This window comes from Companilactobacillus nodensis DSM 19682 = JCM 14932 = NBRC 107160, from assembly GCF_000615905.1.
Lineage (GTDB): Bacteria > Bacillota > Bacilli > Lactobacillales > Lactobacillaceae > Companilactobacillus > Companilactobacillus nodensis.
In genome coordinates this window covers 38,080-55,982 of sequence record NZ_BAMN01000003.1, presented here as the reverse complement: position 1 = coordinate 55,982, position 17,903 = coordinate 38,080, and the positions used below count along the sequence as shown (strand labels likewise).

19 protein-coding genes and 3 pseudogenes are annotated in these 17,903 nt (G+C 37.2%); 2 read left to right on the top strand and 20 right to left on the bottom strand.

The window, feature by feature from the left end:
• The first annotated feature begins 606 nt into the window (after positions 1-606).
• The gene (locus JCM14932_RS02850; RefSeq protein WP_156408957.1) at positions 607-1,290 is read left to right on the top strand and encodes a hypothetical protein; all 684 of its coding nucleotides are present in this window, start codon (positions 607-609) and stop codon (positions 1,288-1,290) included.
• Positions 1,291-1,306: 16 nt separating this feature from the next.
• On the opposite strand, the gene JCM14932_RS02845 is transcribed toward JCM14932_RS02850, so the two are convergent.
• From JCM14932_RS02845 to rsmG, 20 genes and pseudogenes are all read right to left on the bottom strand, one after another.
• Positions 1,307-1,801: a hypothetical protein gene (locus JCM14932_RS02845; RefSeq protein WP_025023534.1), complete on the bottom strand. Its 495-nt coding sequence runs from the start codon at positions 1,799-1,801 to the stop codon at positions 1,307-1,309.
• 124 nt (positions 1,802-1,925) lie between these two features.
• Complete coding sequence (locus JCM14932_RS02840; protein WP_025023533.1) at positions 1,926-2,810, bottom strand: hypothetical protein; 885 nt, start codon at positions 2,808-2,810, stop codon at positions 1,926-1,928.
• A 97-nt stretch (positions 2,811-2,907) separates the two neighbouring features.
• Positions 2,908-3,330: a GtrA family protein gene (locus JCM14932_RS02835; protein WP_025023532.1), complete on the bottom strand. Its 423-nt coding sequence runs from the start codon at positions 3,328-3,330 to the stop codon at positions 2,908-2,910.
• 31 nt (positions 3,331-3,361) lie between these two features.
• Positions 3,362-4,158, bottom strand: a pseudogene (locus JCM14932_RS14340) (metal ABC transporter permease).
• Between the two features lie 13 nt (positions 4,159-4,171).
• Positions 4,172-4,831 (bottom strand): metal ABC transporter ATP-binding protein, encoded by a 660-nt coding sequence (locus JCM14932_RS02825; protein ID WP_025023531.1) that lies wholly within the window; start codon positions 4,829-4,831, stop codon positions 4,172-4,174.
• Positions 4,832-4,935: 104 nt separating this feature from the next.
• Positions 4,936-5,820, bottom strand: a complete 885-nt coding sequence (locus JCM14932_RS02820) for a metal ABC transporter solute-binding protein, Zn/Mn family (protein WP_025023530.1) — start codon at positions 5,818-5,820, stop codon at positions 4,936-4,938.
• A gap of 97 nt (positions 5,821-5,917) precedes the next feature.
• On the bottom strand, positions 5,918-6,082 hold the full coding sequence (locus tag JCM14932_RS16465) for a hypothetical protein (protein WP_155832060.1): 165 nt from the start codon (positions 6,080-6,082) through the stop codon (positions 5,918-5,920).
• A complete protein-coding gene (locus tag JCM14932_RS02810) occupies positions 6,079-6,471 on the bottom strand; it encodes a hypothetical protein (RefSeq protein ID WP_025023529.1) in 393 nt (130 codons plus the stop codon). The genes JCM14932_RS16465 and JCM14932_RS02810 overlap by 4 nt, the downstream gene beginning before the upstream one ends.
• 69 nt (positions 6,472-6,540) lie before the next feature.
• Entirely contained in the window at positions 6,541-7,278 is a 738-nt protein-coding gene (locus tag JCM14932_RS02805) for an aspartate/glutamate racemase family protein (protein WP_025023528.1), read from the bottom strand.
• A gap of 3 nt (positions 7,279-7,281) precedes the next feature.
• Positions 7,282-8,802: a UDP-N-acetylmuramoyl-L-alanyl-D-glutamate--2,6-diaminopimelate ligase gene (locus JCM14932_RS02800; protein WP_025023527.1), complete on the bottom strand. Its 1,521-nt coding sequence runs from the start codon at positions 8,800-8,802 to the stop codon at positions 7,282-7,284.
• A gap of 24 nt (positions 8,803-8,826) precedes the next feature.
• Positions 8,827-10,047, bottom strand: a complete 1,221-nt coding sequence (locus JCM14932_RS02795) for a D-alanyl-D-alanine carboxypeptidase family protein (RefSeq protein WP_025023526.1) — start codon at positions 10,045-10,047, stop codon at positions 8,827-8,829.
• An 11-nt stretch (positions 10,048-10,058) separates the two neighbouring features.
• The gene (locus tag JCM14932_RS02790; RefSeq protein ID WP_025023525.1) at positions 10,059-11,186 is read right to left on the bottom strand and encodes a sensor histidine kinase; all 1,128 of its coding nucleotides are present in this window, start codon (positions 11,184-11,186) and stop codon (positions 10,059-10,061) included.
• Between the two features lie 4 nt (positions 11,187-11,190).
• The gene (locus tag JCM14932_RS02785) at positions 11,191-11,877 is read right to left on the bottom strand and encodes a response regulator transcription factor (protein WP_025023524.1); all 687 of its coding nucleotides are present in this window, start codon (positions 11,875-11,877) and stop codon (positions 11,191-11,193) included.
• Between the two features lie 514 nt (positions 11,878-12,391).
• Positions 12,392-12,523, bottom strand: coding sequence for a hypothetical protein (locus JCM14932_RS17380; RefSeq protein WP_263853634.1), 132 nt, complete (start codon positions 12,521-12,523; stop codon positions 12,392-12,394).
• A gap of 152 nt (positions 12,524-12,675) precedes the next feature.
• Positions 12,676-13,421, bottom strand: a pseudogene (locus tag JCM14932_RS16235) (DUF1129 family protein).
• 15 nt (positions 13,422-13,436) lie between these two features.
• A pseudogene (gene ychF, locus JCM14932_RS14325) lies at positions 13,437-14,541 on the bottom strand (redox-regulated ATPase YchF).
• Positions 14,541-14,807 carry a DUF951 domain-containing protein gene (locus JCM14932_RS02760; RefSeq protein ID WP_025023522.1) on the bottom strand — a complete coding sequence of 89 codons (267 nt, stop codon included), beginning with the start codon at positions 14,805-14,807 and terminating at the stop codon, positions 14,541-14,543. The pseudogene ychF and the gene JCM14932_RS02760 overlap by 1 nt, the downstream one beginning before the upstream one ends.
• A 10-nt stretch (positions 14,808-14,817) precedes the next feature.
• Positions 14,818-15,690: a ParB/RepB/Spo0J family partition protein gene (locus JCM14932_RS02755; RefSeq protein ID WP_025023521.1), complete on the bottom strand. Its 873-nt coding sequence runs from the start codon at positions 15,688-15,690 to the stop codon at positions 14,818-14,820.
• On the bottom strand, positions 15,671-16,447 hold the full coding sequence (locus JCM14932_RS02750; protein WP_025023520.1) for a ParA family protein: 777 nt from the start codon (positions 16,445-16,447) through the stop codon (positions 15,671-15,673). Before JCM14932_RS02750 ends, JCM14932_RS02755 begins: the two co-directional genes overlap by 20 nt.
• Positions 16,448-16,523: 76 nt before the next feature.
• Positions 16,524-17,249 (bottom strand): 16S rRNA (guanine(527)-N(7))-methyltransferase RsmG, encoded by a 726-nt coding sequence (rsmG, locus tag JCM14932_RS02745; protein WP_025023519.1) that lies wholly within the window; start codon positions 17,247-17,249, stop codon positions 16,524-16,526.
• Positions 17,250-17,420: 171 nt separating this feature from the next.
• On the opposite strand from rsmG, the gene JCM14932_RS02740 reads away from it, so the two are divergent.
• Positions 17,421-17,873: a GNAT family N-acetyltransferase gene (locus JCM14932_RS02740; RefSeq protein WP_034542458.1), complete on the top strand. Its 453-nt coding sequence runs from the start codon at positions 17,421-17,423 to the stop codon at positions 17,871-17,873.
• Positions 17,874-17,903: the final 30 nt, after the last annotated feature.

The window sequence follows — 17,903 nt, the reverse complement described above, 5'->3', positions numbered from 1 at the left end:
CTTACAGTAAATATCTTATTTTTTTGCCTTAAATTTTTCATTCCTGCTTAAACGACATATTATGTCCTACCGAAGTTATATTATTCTAACGTACATAAATAACAAGAAATAATCGGGGGAAAATATGAGCGACAACAAAGCTGAAACTAGGACATATAAGGATGTTCAACAAGAGTATCAAAAATCTGAATTATTAAAAAAGGACAATTCTTGGAACGGACCTAATTACGATTGGAACGTTGACAAAATTGAAGAATTACAATCTATGAAAATGCCAGATTTACTTAACCATTTGAAAGAAGTTATCGCTGGTACACTTGCTATTAACAATCTCAAATTACGTTATCAGCAAGATACAAATTCATTCTTAAATGATTATACCGGTAAAATCGATAAGCTTGAAAAAGATTTTGATGATTATTATTATGGCAGTCGTCATTCATTAGAGATGCAATTTTATAGTAATAATAATACCAACCACTTGCCTTCGGAAGAGAACATTGACACATCAGATACACGTCCAGCAAAGGTGACTTTTTTTATCTCACTAGCTTTAATAATTATTAGTAACACAGTTCCTTTCATTTTTCTAATATTGTTACAGGTATGTTGGGAATCTTCAATGCAGTTATTGTATTCCCTGGATCAATTTTATTTTATCTCTTTGCTAAATGGGACTTACCATTTTCACAACCAATCGCATCTTGGAAAAACAAGAGAATTCGTGATTTCAATCGTAAATTGAAAAAACAAGACCAGATTAATAACGAAATAAATCATTTAACGAAAGACAATCTAAAAGAAAAATTTAAATATAACCAAAGTCTCGATGCTAACTACAGTATTTATGTTGAACAAATGTCCAATGCCCATATTGTTACCAAAAATCAGTTAAATACATATCTTGATAGAATTAGCGAACATATTAAATATTTTCCATTAGAAGAAACTAGTGATATTCGTCACTTATTCCGTATTTATAATGCACTATGGACTGGGAGAGCATCTAACTGGAAAGAATCTTTACAGGTAGTTGATCAAAGTGAACAAGTTAAAGAACTACAAAATACATTAGTGAATGAAATCCGTACAGCTAAAGATGACGTTAAAAACGCAATTGATGAAACTCGTCAAGAATTAATCTCAGCTACAAATAAGCAAATGGGATTACTAGATGACCTAAATCAAACTATGGAACGTCAACGTCAGTCAATAGAGTACTGGGGTGATATGCAAAACGAAATCCAAATGGACCAATTGGTCCTAATGGAACAAGCACGTCATAGATAATTAAAAAGGCGCTGTTTTAATTTGCACAATCTTGGACAAATTCCATTGCCCGATCAAAAACCGGATTATCCACAGTGTCATACCACGAAATATCAACAAAAATATCATCATTATCCTTGGTAGTAATCAAGACACCACTAGTAGATCTAGCACCAATTGCTGGATCTAGAACTTTTTTGCCCGTTATAACGCTTATGTCATCAATATCGGAGTAATTGATCTTGCTTAGCTTGAATGCATCAGGATCAAAAATCAATTGTAATCGATCCTGCCAATTGTTGAGATGATAGTACTCAACACCATTCAAATTAACATTGATGTAACTTATCATTTTGGGTAAATAGAACGGGAATATTCCCAACGACAATACAACAAATCCTAATGCCGCTATAACGATGCTTACCCAAATAGTATCGATAAAAACATACGATAGTATAAATACAAAAATTGAAATAAGTATCGAACTGCTCAATAGTTCATAAGATTGTTTCTTACCAAAACTCCATCCCATGACGTCCACCTACTTACGCTTTTGATATTATTATTTAATAATTTAATTAATATATCAAAACATAGGTCGTCAAAATGCCAGACGTATGGTATATGGTTAATGTTGTGGTAAGCTAGAAACTATTTTAGCGTCCAGAAACTATTTTACCGTTAAGATACACCATCCAATCATACGGTGATGAGTAATTATCGCTTCCTGGAACAGTGATTCTAATCCAATATGCATATTTATCCGTACTCCTATACCATAATCCAGGTCTATATGTATATTGAGCTCCGTGAGCAGCTTTAGGTAAATCTTCTGCTGGTCCATACTTCTTTTCTACTGCTTCCATTGCTTCTTCTTCACTATTGATAACATGCTTAATTTGATTACCGTTTGTATTATCACTATTACTATCTGTCGTATCCGAACTACTATCGGAACTATCGTTACCATAGATACCTTTGTTATAATCAGCCTTTTGTTTATCCCATGCATCTCGATGAGTCAGAAATTCCTTGTAGTTACTTATCAAAGTTTTATTAGTTAAATTATCGGAACTGAACATTTTTGTGTTTTGTTCTACATAAGCTAACTTGTAATTATCATTTTTATAGACTAATAATCCAGATTCTTCGAAAAATGAGTTATCAACTTTAGCAAACAAACCTTTGATATTCATTTTCTTATTAGGTAGCACCGTTACACTACCCTTTTTACTAGCCTTTACATCGTGGGAACCTTTGAAGATAAACTTGCTTTGATCAAAGCTAATTTTTTTCTTAGTCTGATTATTTATCTCCACACTAACTACCCCCGCGGAAGTATCATCGAGATAATATCTGAACGTAAATTTAACCTTGTCTCGATCACTTTTTGACAAATTATCGTATGCCGTAGTTGTCACTTTGGCAGCTTTTTTAACAGTTGGTGCTGAGGCAGTATTTTGCTTACTCTGACTAGAACACCCTGTCACAACAAGCAACAATGCCACAATAATTGTAAATAAAATCCCTTTTCTTTTCACTTTAAGTCCCCCTCATATATTCGGACTTAATGGTATTACTCAAAGTAAATTTTGACAATAAAAAAACAAACATACACGGCGCTGCTGCCAGGTATGCTTATTTACTATCTGTTTTTTCTCTTTTACGAAAAATAATAAATTTACTGAAGATGTAATTCAAAACCACCACAAAAACATTTGCGAATAGTTTGACGATCATATCATTGATGTGCAATAGCGATACACCGATCGTCATAGTTCCTTGGTCAATGATCCAAGATCCTCCACGGAAAAGGAAAAACGATCCCATTTCCAACAGAAAGGCCTTCATCGTATCTGTATGTGAATCAAATACCCATAATTTGTTAGTCACATACGCAAAGATAACTGACAATAAGTAGGCAAAAGCGTTGGCCAATTGGTAATTCCAGCCTGCGATGTAAGTGAAAAACCAAAAGCCAACGTAGTTTACTACAGTTGTTAAGACACCGAATATCAAATATGGTATGGCATCTTTATATTTACTCCATAATTCTTTCATATTCATAACGAATAGTTCTCCCGTGAACTCTCTAGTGATTTAGTTTCCAATTCTTGTAAGTTAATCCTAAGAAATAGGCGATAACTTCAAAAGCGGAAATAAAGAATGTGACTGGCCAGTTAGTAACAAAGGCCAAATACAGTCCTAACCATACACCAGCTAGCGATAAACCGACCGAAACCATAATTAACTTAGGAACTGAGTGTACCAGATATTTGGCTGTTGCGCCAGGCAGTGTCAATAAGATAAACACTAGTAGTGAGCCAACGATTTGGGCGCCAATACTGACACTGAGAGCCAGCGTTACAAGGAAGGCTATCGAGAGCATACGAGTTGGCAATCCAGCAGATCTCGCACCGATATGATCAAACGAATCGAAGGCCAATGGCTTGTAGAATACGATAAAAATAACAATGACCACTAGTGACAAAATCATCAACTGATGAACTTCCTTGGAACTAATACCAACAATACTACCGAACAAAATATTTGTCGCATAGCTACTGGATTCTGACGATAACGACAAAAATAAAATTCCCAAACCAATAAATAACGAAGAAATCGCACTGATCGAAGCCTCACGACGTGACGACTCCGAACTAAGTGAACCGACCGCGACCGAACTGACCATCGTAAAGAGGATCATTCCTGCCAATGGTGATATTCCAATCAAAATGCCAAATGAAGCACCAGCAAATCCAATTTCAGAAAGTGTGTGCGATAAAAATGACATGTTCCTTGAAACAACAAAAACGCCGACTAATCCAGCCGTTATAGCGATAAAAGTACTGGCTATAAAGGCTCTCTCATAAATTCATATCCAAACATAATTTACCCCACCTCACTCAAACATTGCTTCTGAAATTTCATCGACACTGATCGGTTTGATAGTATTATTCTCAAAGAACAAAGCTCGATGAGTATATTTCTTCGTCAAATCATAATCATGAGTGATAAATATTACAGTCAAATTATATTTTTGGTTTAATTCTTGAACTAGATCCATCAATTGCATCTTAACTTCAACATCAAGACTAGCAGTTGATTCATCCAAAATTAAAATTTGGGGATCATTCAATAGTGCCTGTGCCAGATAAGCTTTCTGCTTTTCCCCACCTGAAGCCAATCCTAACGGACGCTTACGCAAATGCGTTAGACGTGTCTTCTCTAGAATTTGCTTGATGATCTCATTATTCTCGGCACGCTTCTTCGGGTTCATTGTAAATTTCAAATTCAGACGCACAAAACTCTCAATATCCAATGGATAATCGATATCCACATTACGAAATTGAGGAACATAGCCGACTGTCTGACTCTTGTCCATCAACAATTCGCCATCAGTCTTTTTTTCCATGCCCATAATTATTTTGACAAGAGTTGTTTTACCTGAACCATTAGGTCCGACCAAACTTATAAACTCACCATCATCGATTTTGAAATTTACATCTTTAAATACCAATTGTTTTCCAAATCTCTTAGTTAAATTTTTTGCTTCAATCACTAGTTGTCCCTTCACAGACCTTTCATCCATTTGCATCAATATATTACAGAATATACAAAAGTTGCTTATTTGTAAATAGTAAAAATTATCATTTACAAATAAATTTACTTATTTACTACTTTTTCAATTTGATTTAGATTACCATTCATCCACTGATAATAGCCGACATTGCTTGGTAATGTTTCCGTGAAATAGAGTATTGGAACATTATTTTTTTTAGCCAAATTAGTCATCTTCGTGATGATTCCACTGGTAACTTGTTTGTTGACGATCAAGAAGTCGACTTTGTGATTTTTCAGACCATTTTGCATATTTTCAATATCGGAGATAGATGGATCCGTATCTTCCTCCACAGCTTTAGCAAAGTGGGGATTATCGATCGTCACGCCGAGATCCTTTAATAAGTAATATGGTAATGGCTCAGTTACATACGCCTTCTTACCATTGAGTTGTTTCTTTAATTTATTTTCACGAACGATCAACTTATTCAACTTATCAGAATACTGTTGATAATTTTTTTGATAGTAATTTTTATTTTGGGGATCTGTCTTCGCCATCTTCTTATATACGGCTTGACTCAACTTTTGAACATTAGTAACGCCGAACCAGACATGTTCATTATCACCATTTTTCTTATGCAAAACATTACTTGCAAAGTCGATCAGATTCTTATCTTGGCTATTAGCTGTAACAAGTTTGTTGACCCAGTCATCATAGCCCAAGCCATTGGAGACGATCAACTTAGAGTCAGCGATTTGCTTAGCATTATTATTTGAGGGTGAAAAACTATGTGGATCAACATTAACCGACTTGATGATTGCTTCTACTTTGTACTTATCACCAACAACGCTTTGAACAGGTTCTTTGTATGTATTAACCGTTGTAGTGATCGTATTTTGAGCATGCTTAGTCTGCGTACATCCCCCAAGTATCAGCATCAAGGTCAAGGCTAGCGTTATGATTACGTTTCTTTTTTGTCTGCTTCGCATATTGTTCCTTCCCTAAACAAAAAAATAGAGCTCAGGACTTAGTCCCAACCTCTAGAATAGTATCGAATATTAACTACAAAGGCAAGCAAATCCCGTTTTACCAGAGCTGTGAATATTGCCCATTAGCTTGAACAATATAACTTCCCGCTGGTGAATCGGAATCCTTGTTGTAGACGTTAACTTGATAACCCGTCACATTATTCCAAGTTATCTTACCATTGGCAACATATTGTGTCGTTGTCTTGTCATAAGTTGTGCTCAAGCACCTGCCAAATAGTCGACTGCTTGATATGCAGTAGTTAAGTTAACGCTTTGAGTGTTTTGTGAATTTTGTTGATCATCAGTACTTGCTGACGATGTTTTGTCAGTAGTGTCAGTATCCTGTTGTGGAGTAGTAGTTCTACTACTTTGTTTTGCATCACTTTGAGAATTGGAGTTTTCACTATTAGAACTGTCATCACTATTATCTTTAGTTGTTGAACTATCGTTTTTAGCGGCTGAATTTGTTTTTGGTGTAGACTTCTTGGTACCCTTTTGTGTTGTTTGCTCCGACTTAGTATTGGAGTCAGTCGAACTTGCTGATTGACTTGAGCATCCGGCTAATAATACCCCTGCCAGTACTACAGTCACAAGTGAGATTTTTTTAAACATAATCAGTACCTCCCTATCCTTTAATTATATATGGGGAATTCTCAGTTATGCAATAATACACAAGAAACGTTAATAAATCTTAGAAATATCGATCTTTTCACCTTTACGCATCTTTGTTTCCAATTCAATCGATGTATCAACAACGATACTTTGGGCATCAATGACATTATAAGGATGCTCTGAAGCTTTTTCTTGTGCGTAAGATAATTCTGTACAACCGAGTACGATTACGTCACAATTGAATTCCTCGTGCATACGTTTCAAGATATCATAATACTTCTTAGCATTCATTTGGCCTTTTTCTTTGATATCATCATAAATCAAGCTTTCAACATCATCACGGATCTGTTGATCACCTAAGCTATATTCAAAACCAGCATCTTTGATTTCATTCTCGTAGATGTGATCTTCGATCGTACCTTTAGTAGCAATTAAACCAACTTTTTTAGCATTTGGGTATTTCTTTTTCATTGTAGAAATAGCTAAATGTGGCATATGGATCAATGGAATATCGGTCGCTGCCTGTAGTTCCTTGTAGTAGTAGTGAGCAGTATTACAGATAATAACCATAAATTCTGGCTTCAATAAACTCTGTTGTTGTAAGTCCTCAACTAGTGGTGGCAAGAAACTTGGCTTGGAATTATCGATAATATGAGCTGTGCGATCTGGTACAGTTGCGTGATTGACAATAATATAGTCTAAGTAATCTTGATCCTTAGTTATTGGAGTTCTTTCGTTCAACAAGTGAATATAACTTTCAGTGGCAAGAGTGCCCATACCACCAATTACAGTAAAAAATTTTTTCATAGTTTATCCCTCGATATCTTTTAAGATGCCCTTGGCAACAGTTGGATCACTTGGATATGGAACATCGACACCATTTGTTTTTTGATAATGATCCTCACCTTTGGCGGCCAAAACAACAATGTCACCATTTGAACTCGTTTCGATCATTTCACGAATGGCGCTCTGACGATCAATAATCGTCTTAACCTCGACCTTAGAATGATCGATATTTTCGTCGATTTGTTTACAAATATCCGCTGGATCTTCAAAACCTGGATCATCAGTTGTCAAAATAGCACTATCAGCAAGTTCTGTTAGAACCTTACCGAATCCGGCACGTCTTGAAACGCCCTTATTACCAGGACTTCCGACAACAACTTTGAGCTTTGACTTAGGATACTCTGTTCGCAAGAATCCTAGTAGAGCTTTCATACTAGCATAATTATGTGCATAATCCACGAAAATTGTCCCGTGACTCTTAGTATTAATGTGCTCCATACGTCCAGGAACCCTGGCAGTACGCAATCCTGAAGCAATATCTTTTTTGTCAGCTTGAGCTAATCTCGAAGCAATAATAGCGGCTGTGGCATTCATCTCATTGAAGTCACCGACAACACCAAGTTTGTACTCGCCATCGACGTTCAATTGCTTACCCTTGTCAGTTACAGCAGAAACATCAAAGATACTGTCGCTCAACGTAGCTTCCTTACTAGAGATACTGAAGTCTGCATCCTTAGTGTCACGACCAAACAAATAAATATCTTTATCAGCACTAGTTTCACGGGCTGCTGCGATAACTGTATCAAAATCATTGGTCTGAGCATTGATGATATTGACTTTCGAGTTGATCAACAATTGCTTCTTGCAGAACAAGTAATCAGCGTAGGTTGGATGTTCATTTTCACCGATATGATCTGGAGTGATATTCAAGAATCCACCTATATCAAAGTTTAAACCGTAGACACGATTTTTTTTATATGCCTGTGAACTTACTTCCATAACTAATTTTGTCATGCCATTATCGACTGCACGGCGCATATCACGGAATAATTCCATTGATTCTGGAGTTGTTAAGTCAGACTTGAACTTATCCTCTGGCTTAGGCCCAACGATACGGTCAACTGTTGAGAATAACGCCACTTTACCAGGATAAACTTGGTCCAAAATATTATGAATGAAATAAGAAGTTGTCGTCTTTCCCTTGGTACCAGTGAAAGCAATGATGAATAGATCACGTTCCGGATTACCATAGAAAGCTGCACTAAGGATCGACAAAGCTTTTTGAACGTCTTTGACAATCAAACTGCTGATACCCATGTTGTATTCTTTTTCAGAAACATACAATTGAGCTCCAGCATCAACTGCTTGTTGAAGATATTCAGCTTTGAAGTTGTTGCCCTTACAGAAGAAGATACCGTTAGTCTGGTCTTCACGTGAATTATAGCTGATATGGGTCACGAATAGATTCTCATCCAAGACTTTACTAGACACTAACAAGTCATGTTCCTGCAAAATATCAATTGCTTTACTTATTTCCAAACTCATCATTTGCACTCCCAATCATATTAATTATTTGAATAAATTACTAAAGAAATTTACGATTTGATCCCACAAATTCTCTTTTACAATAACTTTTTTGATTTTTATCTTTTTCTTAGTTTTAGTATAAGGAATATAGCCACTTGGTGAATTAGTTACGACCAAGTTTGCTGTTTTCTTATTAGCGGTTGCTTTGAAACCCAAATCATTCTTGGATACACCATACTTTAAAGTGGAAAGGTCAAAGTCACTTGGTACCCACATATAAACATCCTGTTCAGGCTTATATTTATTATTTACCTTGTCTCCAGGTGTCATGATCTTTTGGTGAATGAAATTTTCTTTGACATAATGAGCTAGATTCTGCGCACTGCGGAATCGCTTGTCATTGTCACTCTCTTCACCTGCGACACCCATGACGATCGTAACGATACGAGTATTATCCATTGGCAAAGTCCCGACGAATGATTCCCCGGCTTGCTTAGTTGTACCGGTCTTTAGACCATCGAATTCATAACCTTCTTGATAATCTCGTTGATCTTTTAGCAGCAAGTTCAATGAGTTATAAGTCTTTGTCTCATTATCAACTGGAAAATCCAGTTTGGCTTGTGACGTTGTTTGGAGAACCTCTGGATACTCATCTAAAATATGCTTCACAATAATTGCAATATCGTTGACTGATAATTTGTTCTCACTCGTCTTGGTTCCCAAATACATCCCTTCGTACAAGTCGTCGTTATTCAATCCTGAAACATTATTGATTTCAGCATCATTGATACCCCAGTCTTTGATAGTCTGGCGCATCAACTTAACGAATTGTTTTTGGTCACCACCGACTTTTTGAGCCAGCATCATCGCAGCTGAATTAGAAGAAACAATCCAAGCTGCAGAATAAAGTTGTTTCACAGTATACGACTTGTCAGCGTCCAAACGAACGTTGGTCAATTCATCTCTTTGGGTCATTTCAGCTTGCTCAGCGGTTGGTGTTAATGTATCTGTCCACTTAAGATTACCTTCATGAATTGCCTTAGTGACCAAGTAAAGTGTAATGATCTTGGTAATCGAACCGATCGCCACTTTTTTATCAGGGTCCTTGGAGTAAATGATCTGTCCCGTTTTTTCATCAAAAGCCATCGCCGCACTGGCATTTAGTTCAGGCTCCTCAGCCGCTTGGACTGTTTGGGGACTCGTGATCGGTAATAGTATCACTACAGACACTAGTAATAGAATTTTTTGTATTAAAGTTTTCATTGATTTCCTCGCTATTGCCCCGAAATTGGGAAGTGAATAATGAACGCTGTGCGCTGATCATCCGATGTAACTGATATTGTACCACCATGCAATTTGACCATACTCTGAGCAATTGCTAGACCTAGTCCGGTACCGCCGGTTTCCTTATTACGTGAGTCTTCGACTCGATAGAAACGATCAAATAAATGCGACAGTGATCCTTGTGGAATCGACTGACCATTATTAGCTACACGGACTATGACATCCTCTGGTGTTTTTTCAGCTTCTAACCATAAGTGCGTTGCACCCTTTCCATACTTAAAAGCATTGGTGATTAAGTTATTAAAGACTCGTCCAAGCTTCTCAGTATCACCACTCATCATGATTTTCTCAGGTTTTGATTTGACGATTATTTCCATACCACGCTTATTAGCTTCCAACTCGAAGTCAGCCGACAATTGATCAAGCATTTGCGTCATATCAAAGGTAGAAACCGACAATTTGCTAGTTGCCTGTTCCACATTGGCATATTCGAATAACGAATTGACCAAGTTTTGCATCTCAAGTGACTTGTTATAAGCAATATGAGAATACTTCAAGATCTGACCGATATCTTCAAAGTTCTGGCCTTCGATCAAACCCAAATATCCGATTACTGACGTCAAAGGTGTTCGTAAATCATGACTAACGTTCGCGATTAGCTCATCTTTACTGTCTTCAGACTTTTTTTGTTCGGAAATATGCTTATTAGTGTTCGAGACTAACAAGTTGACACTGTCGACAATACTTTGTAATCTCTTATTGACCTTAAGATTTATCTTGTGATTAAGATCTCCCGCCGCAATTTGAATCAATTCCGATTCAACCTTGTAAACTTCGAATTGACGATAAGTTTTGATCACTACATGGATCGAAATTCCCAATTCGATTAGGATTATCAAACTGAAGAAGAACCAAATACCCCAAAAGGTCGATCTCGATAAATCACCATTGATGTTTTTGATGACATGTCCAATACTCTTGAACGTCTCATTATTATAGAAGAGATCTGAAATAATAATTAAAGTAATATTTATAATCTGAAATAAAAGAAAGGTGCCTATTCCTTCAAACAGGAGGACACCTTTTTCTCTTATATCCAGTTTGATCCGCTTATTCAAAAAATCAAACCTCCACTTTGTAGCCAACGCCCCAAACGGTTTCGATAACTTTCTCACCGTCGGTTGCTTCTTCGAGCTTATCTCTAAGGTGACTTACGTGCACCATAACTGTTTTGGCTGAAACAACACTCTCTTGTTTCCAAACTCGTTCAAAAATCTCATCAGCTGAGAAGACGCGATTAGGATGACTTGCTAGAAGATACAAGACACCGAATTCTAACGCCGTTAATTGAACCTTATTGCCTGAACTGGTAACGACTTCATGAGAATCCTTATAAATAGTAATGGGACCCACTTCAAGTTTGTCAGGAACATTTTTTGATGTTTGTTGTGCACTGCGGCGGAGCAACGAACGTACACGTGCCATGATCTCCAAGGGATTAAATGGCTTCGTAACGTAATCATCAGCACCGGTAATTAGACCTTGAATCTTGTCCATGTCAGTCGTCTTAGCGGACACAATAATAATTGGAATTTGAGAATCCTTACGAACTCGTTTAACCACTTCGATGCCATCGATCCCTGGCATCATGATATCCAAGATCATTAGAGCAATATCACTATGTGCAGCTAACGCATCAAGCGCTTCTTGACCAGAATTAGCCGACACTGGTTCATAGCCCTCGTTCTTTATGTAAATGCTGAGTAATTCAACAATTTCTTTATCGTCATCTACTACTAATATCTTCATTACTAAACCTCTCAAGCGCACATTTTTACAACTAGTCATATTATACAATATTATGTTAGTGTATTACTAACTGGAAAAGAAAGTGAGTATCTATGGACTACTTAATGAAGCGGATTCGATTTATCATAATCCTTATTTTTTCACTAATTATTTTCGGCGTTGTTCAATGGCAGCTGTCGACCAACGGAAATCTCAGTGGTGCCAAAATACTTTGGGTCTCTGAGATATTGAAGTCAGCCTGCATTGGATTTGGACTTTACGCGATTGTTATGTTTTTTAGAGTTAAATAAAAAGAGCGCGTTAAAGAACGGTAATCTCCGAGCATTACCTAGAATAATAAAGGTGCCAACGTAGTTGGTGCATTTGTTATCCGTAGTAAGCGGAGGAGATTGTTCTTTAAGAACGCGTTTCAATGTAAAACGTAAAATAAGCGATTGGAAATTCCAATCGCTTATTTTAATATCTAAGATACAAAAAAGACTGCCTAAAGGCAGCCCGCAATTAATATCAAATTTTACTTGTCACTGTTCATTTGATCGACAAATGACTTGAATGATGACTTCTTGATGTCAGCACCCTTACTGTTGACCTTTGTTTCAGCCAACTTGCTTAATCTCTTCTTTTCACTTTTGTCTAACTTTTTCATTCTTAATACCTCCATGTCTTATTCAGACCATATGAGTTATTGCAAAGGAAATAGTAGGCGTTGCTAGCGTTGAAGCTCTTTCTTGTGTAATTCATAATTGATCACGACTCCATACTAACGCAAAAATTCAGATGTGCAAGTTTTGACGCTTGCTAGAAGAATCCACGATCATGAATTCCCATGTAACGACGGAAACCAAAGCGAATTCCATAAACAACTACAGCTACGATGAAGTAACCAATTCCATTCAATGATGGATTAATTGTTGCTGGTACAAATGTCATTGCCCCTAAGAATACGAACATCAACATCAAACCAACAGCTAGATAACCAATTGTGATTCCCCAACCTGGACGTTCTTTCTTAGGTTTCTTCATTTGGATATTGAACCAAGTTAGCAATGTTCCCCACATTCCTGAAAGAATGATCAAGGTAATGATACCTGTTTGATTGCTTGTACTTGAGTTCTTATTTGTGAACGCAACGACACCATATAACAGACCAAACAATGCGAAGAACAATAGTGAATTATCTACTGAAGATGCCCAGAATGGTGTTTTCTTAACTTTTTTGGCTGGGTGAACGATCTCACCAGCTTCTTAGTTACAGGACCATACAATTGATTAGCCGGTACACCTTTGATTTGGTTATCAACAATCTCAGGCATCATCTTATCAATGGCTTCTTTAGCTTCGTCTTCTTTGAAACCATCATCGAGTAAGTATTTGTTCAGCTTGAATACATACTCTTCATTTTTATTGCTTAATTGTGAACGCAAGTCATCAGGTTTGGCAGCATAAATCTGCTCAGTTGTCTCCGCTTGCTTCAACTTCTTAGCTGCAGTAACTTTTTGCTTCTCTACAGCTTCCTTATTCTTCTCTCTTAAATCGTCAGCCATTAATTCTCCCCCAAATTAGACGTTGAATCTGAATTCAATGATGTCACCGTCTTGTACTTCGTAATCCTTACCTTCAACACGTAACTTACCAGCTTCTTTGACAGCTTGTTCACTGCCTAATTCATCAAGTGCATCGAATGACATAACTTCGGCACGAATGAATCCACGTTCAAAGTCAGAGTGAATAATACCGGCAACTTGTGGTGCTTTCATACCTTCGTGGAATGTCCAAGCACGTGTTTCTTTGCCACCAGCAGTGAAAAATGTTCTAAGTCCCAATAATTTATAACTGGCTTTGATCAACTTATCAAGACCTGATTCTTTAACACCTTCAGCTTCAAGGAAGTCGCGTCTATCATCATCATCAAGTTCAGCGATTTCCTCTTCAGTCTTAGCAGAAACACCGATAACTTCGGCGTTTTTCTTTCTTAGCATAATCTTCAATGACCTTGTAGTATTTTGATCCTTCAGGGTCAGCCATATCATCTTCAGCGATGTTAGCAACATACAAGACAGGCTTTGAAGTTAATAGGAATAATCCCTTAACGATCTTTTGTTCGTCTTCATCGAAGTCGATAGTTCTAACTGAACCACCCTCTTCAAGAACTGGCTTGATCTTCTTAAGAACTTCGAATTCCTCTTGAGCATCTTTATCTTTGGCACTCTTAGCCATCTTCTCAACCTTTGTGTAACGCTTGTTCACAGCATCAAGGTCAGAGATACTCAATTCCAAATTGATTGTTTCGATATCATCCAATGGGTCAACTGTACCTGTAACACTAGTAATATTGTCATCATCAAAAGCACGAACAACGTGAACGATAGCATCAACTTGACGAATATTCTCTAGGAACTTATTACCAAGTCCTTCACCCTTGCTGGCACCCTTAACGATTCCGGCAATATCTGTAAATTCAAAAGTTGTGTGAATTAATTTTTTAGCAGGAATTAAAGTATCGATTCTTGTCAAACGCTTGTCAGGTACTTCAACCATACCTACATTAGGGTCGATAGTAGCGAACGGATAGTTCGCCATTTCTGCCCCCGCCTTTGTTATGGCATTGAATAGTGTTGATTTTCCGACGTTAGGTAATCCTACGATTCCGGCAGTTAAAGCCATTATAAATTCTCCTCATTTCCATTAATATTAGGTCGTGCACTTTGTGTCTGCTTCAAATAGAATTCTTCTTGGCTCACATCAACTTGCGCAGCTTCAGTTATTACTTTTTTAAATTTTTTCTTAAAATCATTTCTAGGAATCATGACGATATGGCCGCAGCCAAGGCACTTGACCTTGATATCTGCTCCCATTCGAATAACTTCCCACTTGTTTGCCCCACACGCATGAGGCTTTTTCATCATAACGATGTCACCTAAATTAAACATATACAGTCCTCTAATCCAAGTTGATCCCTAAAATATCCAAGATACGATTGAGTTCTTCCGTATTGGTGAAGTCGATTTCCAACTTACCATGGCCGCTACGTGTTTCTTTAACAGCTACCGAAGTATCAAACTTTTCGACTAATTTTTCTTCAGTCGCACGGATATAAGGTGATTTAGATTTTGAAACTTTCTTCTTTTTCTTAATATCATGTTTAGTTTCAGTTGCTAATTGTTCCAATTGACGAACTGTTAAGTCTTCACTGACCGCACGTTTAGCGAGTTTGTCGATCTGTTCTTTATCTTTGAGACTCAATAAGGTTCTAGCTTGTCCCATTGATAGATCGCCATTTTGAACTAACTTCTTCGTTGCATCCGGTAGGTTCAATAGTCGCAAGTAGTTCGCAATATAGGGACGACTCTTACCTAGACGTTGTGAAACTTGTTCCTGTGTCAGATTCAACTTAGTGATCAAAGTTTGATAAGCATCGGCTTCTTCAAGAGGTGTTAAGTCTTCACGCTGTAAGTTTTCCAAGACGGCGATTTCCATCATACCTGATTCGCTCAAAGGACGAACGATAGCGGGAATAGTTGTCTGATTAGCAATCTTACTTGCACGGAAACGACGTTCACCAGCGATGATCTCAAAACCATTGACACTCTCACGAACAATAATCGGTTGGAAGACACCATTTTGTTGGATCGATCTAGCTAACTCATTCAGTGCATGTTCATCAAAAGTCTTTCTGGGCTGATAAGGATTAGGACGGATATCATCAAGTGATAAGTCTACGACTGTTTCTGAGTTCTCATCGATTGCTTCGAATTCAGAGAAAATCGCATCGATACCCTTACCTAGGCCTTTTTTATTTTTGTTTGATGCCATTACGTTTTAACACCTCCTTAGCAAGGTCGCAATATGCTTCTGCCCCACGAGATCTGTCATCGAAATCTACGATCGGCAAACCATAACTAGGTGCTTCAGCGAGTCGCGTATTACGTGGAACGATTGCTTTATAAACCTTGTCACCGAAGTATGACTTAACTTCTTCAACGACCTGTGCGCCCAAGTTAGTTCTGGCGTCAAGCATCGTAAGTAAGACACCTTCGATAGCGAGATTATTATTGAAATGTTTTTGGACTAGACGGATCGTATTCAGTAATTGACTCAATCCTTCCAATGCGTAGTACTCACTTTGAACTGGGATAATAATCGAATCACTAGCTGTAAAAGCATTGGTTGATAATTGTCCCAGAGAAGGTGGACAATCAATCAAAATAATATCGTACTTGTCGTCAACTTCTTCCAGACCAGCGCGCAATCTTGTTTCACGAGCCATCATCGTCGTCAATTCCATTTCAGCACCGGCTAATTGAATGGTTGCCGGTACAATATCAAGATTTTTATGGTTAGAATGAATAATTGTTTTTGCAAGCGGATATTCGTTTACTAAGACATCGTAAACATCCTTCTCCACATTGGCCTTCTTAATACCCAAACCACTTGTAGCGTTGCCTTGTGGATCAATATCTACTATCAAAACTCTTTGACCTAAGTCAGTTAAGCACGCACCAAGGTTGATGGTCGTAGTTGTTTTACCTACACCACCCTTTTGGTTCGCAACGGATATTTTTCGTGCCATTTTATTCCCCTATTCTTTGAAAAAATGCATACATTAAATTTTAACATTTAATAGTAGTTAATTTAAGGTCATTTGATTATTTCACGAGCGGCTTTTTGGCTGGAGTTCCTGGTTTTCTTGGATATTTACCCGGTGTATTTTTTACTTTGTCGATAAAAATAAAGTTTCTAATACCTTCATTATTTGGTAACTCGAATGATTTTTGGTCAGATACCTTACCGCCAAGAACTTGAATCGAATATGTCGCATGTTCTAGTTCTTCAGGAGCTTTTTCAGATTTCATAGCGATGAAAGTCCCGTCAACCTTTGATAACGGTAGGCATAGCTCAGTCAAAATATTCAATGCTGCAACGGCTCTAGCCGTTACAATATCGAATTGTTCACGATATAACTTATTCTTACCGACTTCTTCGGCACGCCCATGAACCAAAGTAACATCATCTAATCCCAACTTATTAACCAATCCATCTAAGAACTTGATACGTTTGTTCAATGAATCAACAATCGTAATTTTTAATTTTGGATTAACGATCTTTAATGGAATCGATGGGAAGCCGGCACCTGAACCGACATCACAAAGTGTCAATTCTTCAGTTAAGAGCTTTTCATCCACAAAATCCAAAACTAATGAATCATAGAAGTGCTTCAAATAAACTTGATCTTCTTCTATGATCGTTGTTAAGTTCATAACTTTATTAGTCTCAACTAATTCATGAAAATAAATTTCAAATTGCTTCTTCTGTGTATCGCTTAGTTCAATGCCCTTTGCGGCTAAGGCTTGATAGAATTCTTCCGGTTTCATTTACATCCTCCACTCGTGAAACACATGTTTCACACTTCTTAATCCTATATTATTCTAGTGTGTAATTCAATGATGAGTTATTCAGCTTTAGTTGTATTTGCAACTAAAAAGATATATTATATTCTCATTCTAAAAAAACAAATCTTACATATACTAATAGGAGAAAAATTTATGACTAATATTATAATTAAAAAAACTGATGAACTGACCTCCAAAGAAGTGATTGACATTATGAAAGCCAGAGTAAAGGTCTTCGTTGTTGAACAAAACTGTCCATACCAAGAAGTTGACGATGATGACTACAACGCTGAACATGTTTGTTTACTCTCAAAAAACAGTGATGACACCAAATACCTGGCTGCCTATTCCAGAATCATGGACAAAGGTGATCACGTTACATTCGGCCGCGTACTAGTAGTTGAAGAATACCGTAAGAATGGTTACGGAAGGGAACTAGTCAGCGCTACGATCGATGAAATCAAACAACGTTTCCCTGGCAAACCAATCCAAATTCAAGCTCAAGCTTACTTACAAAAGTTCTATGGAAGCTTTGGTTTCAAACCTATTTCAGAAGTTTATCTAGAAGATAATATTCCTCACCTAGACATGCTTATGGAATTTTAAAAATAATTTTATCTACTAAAGAGCACAGAG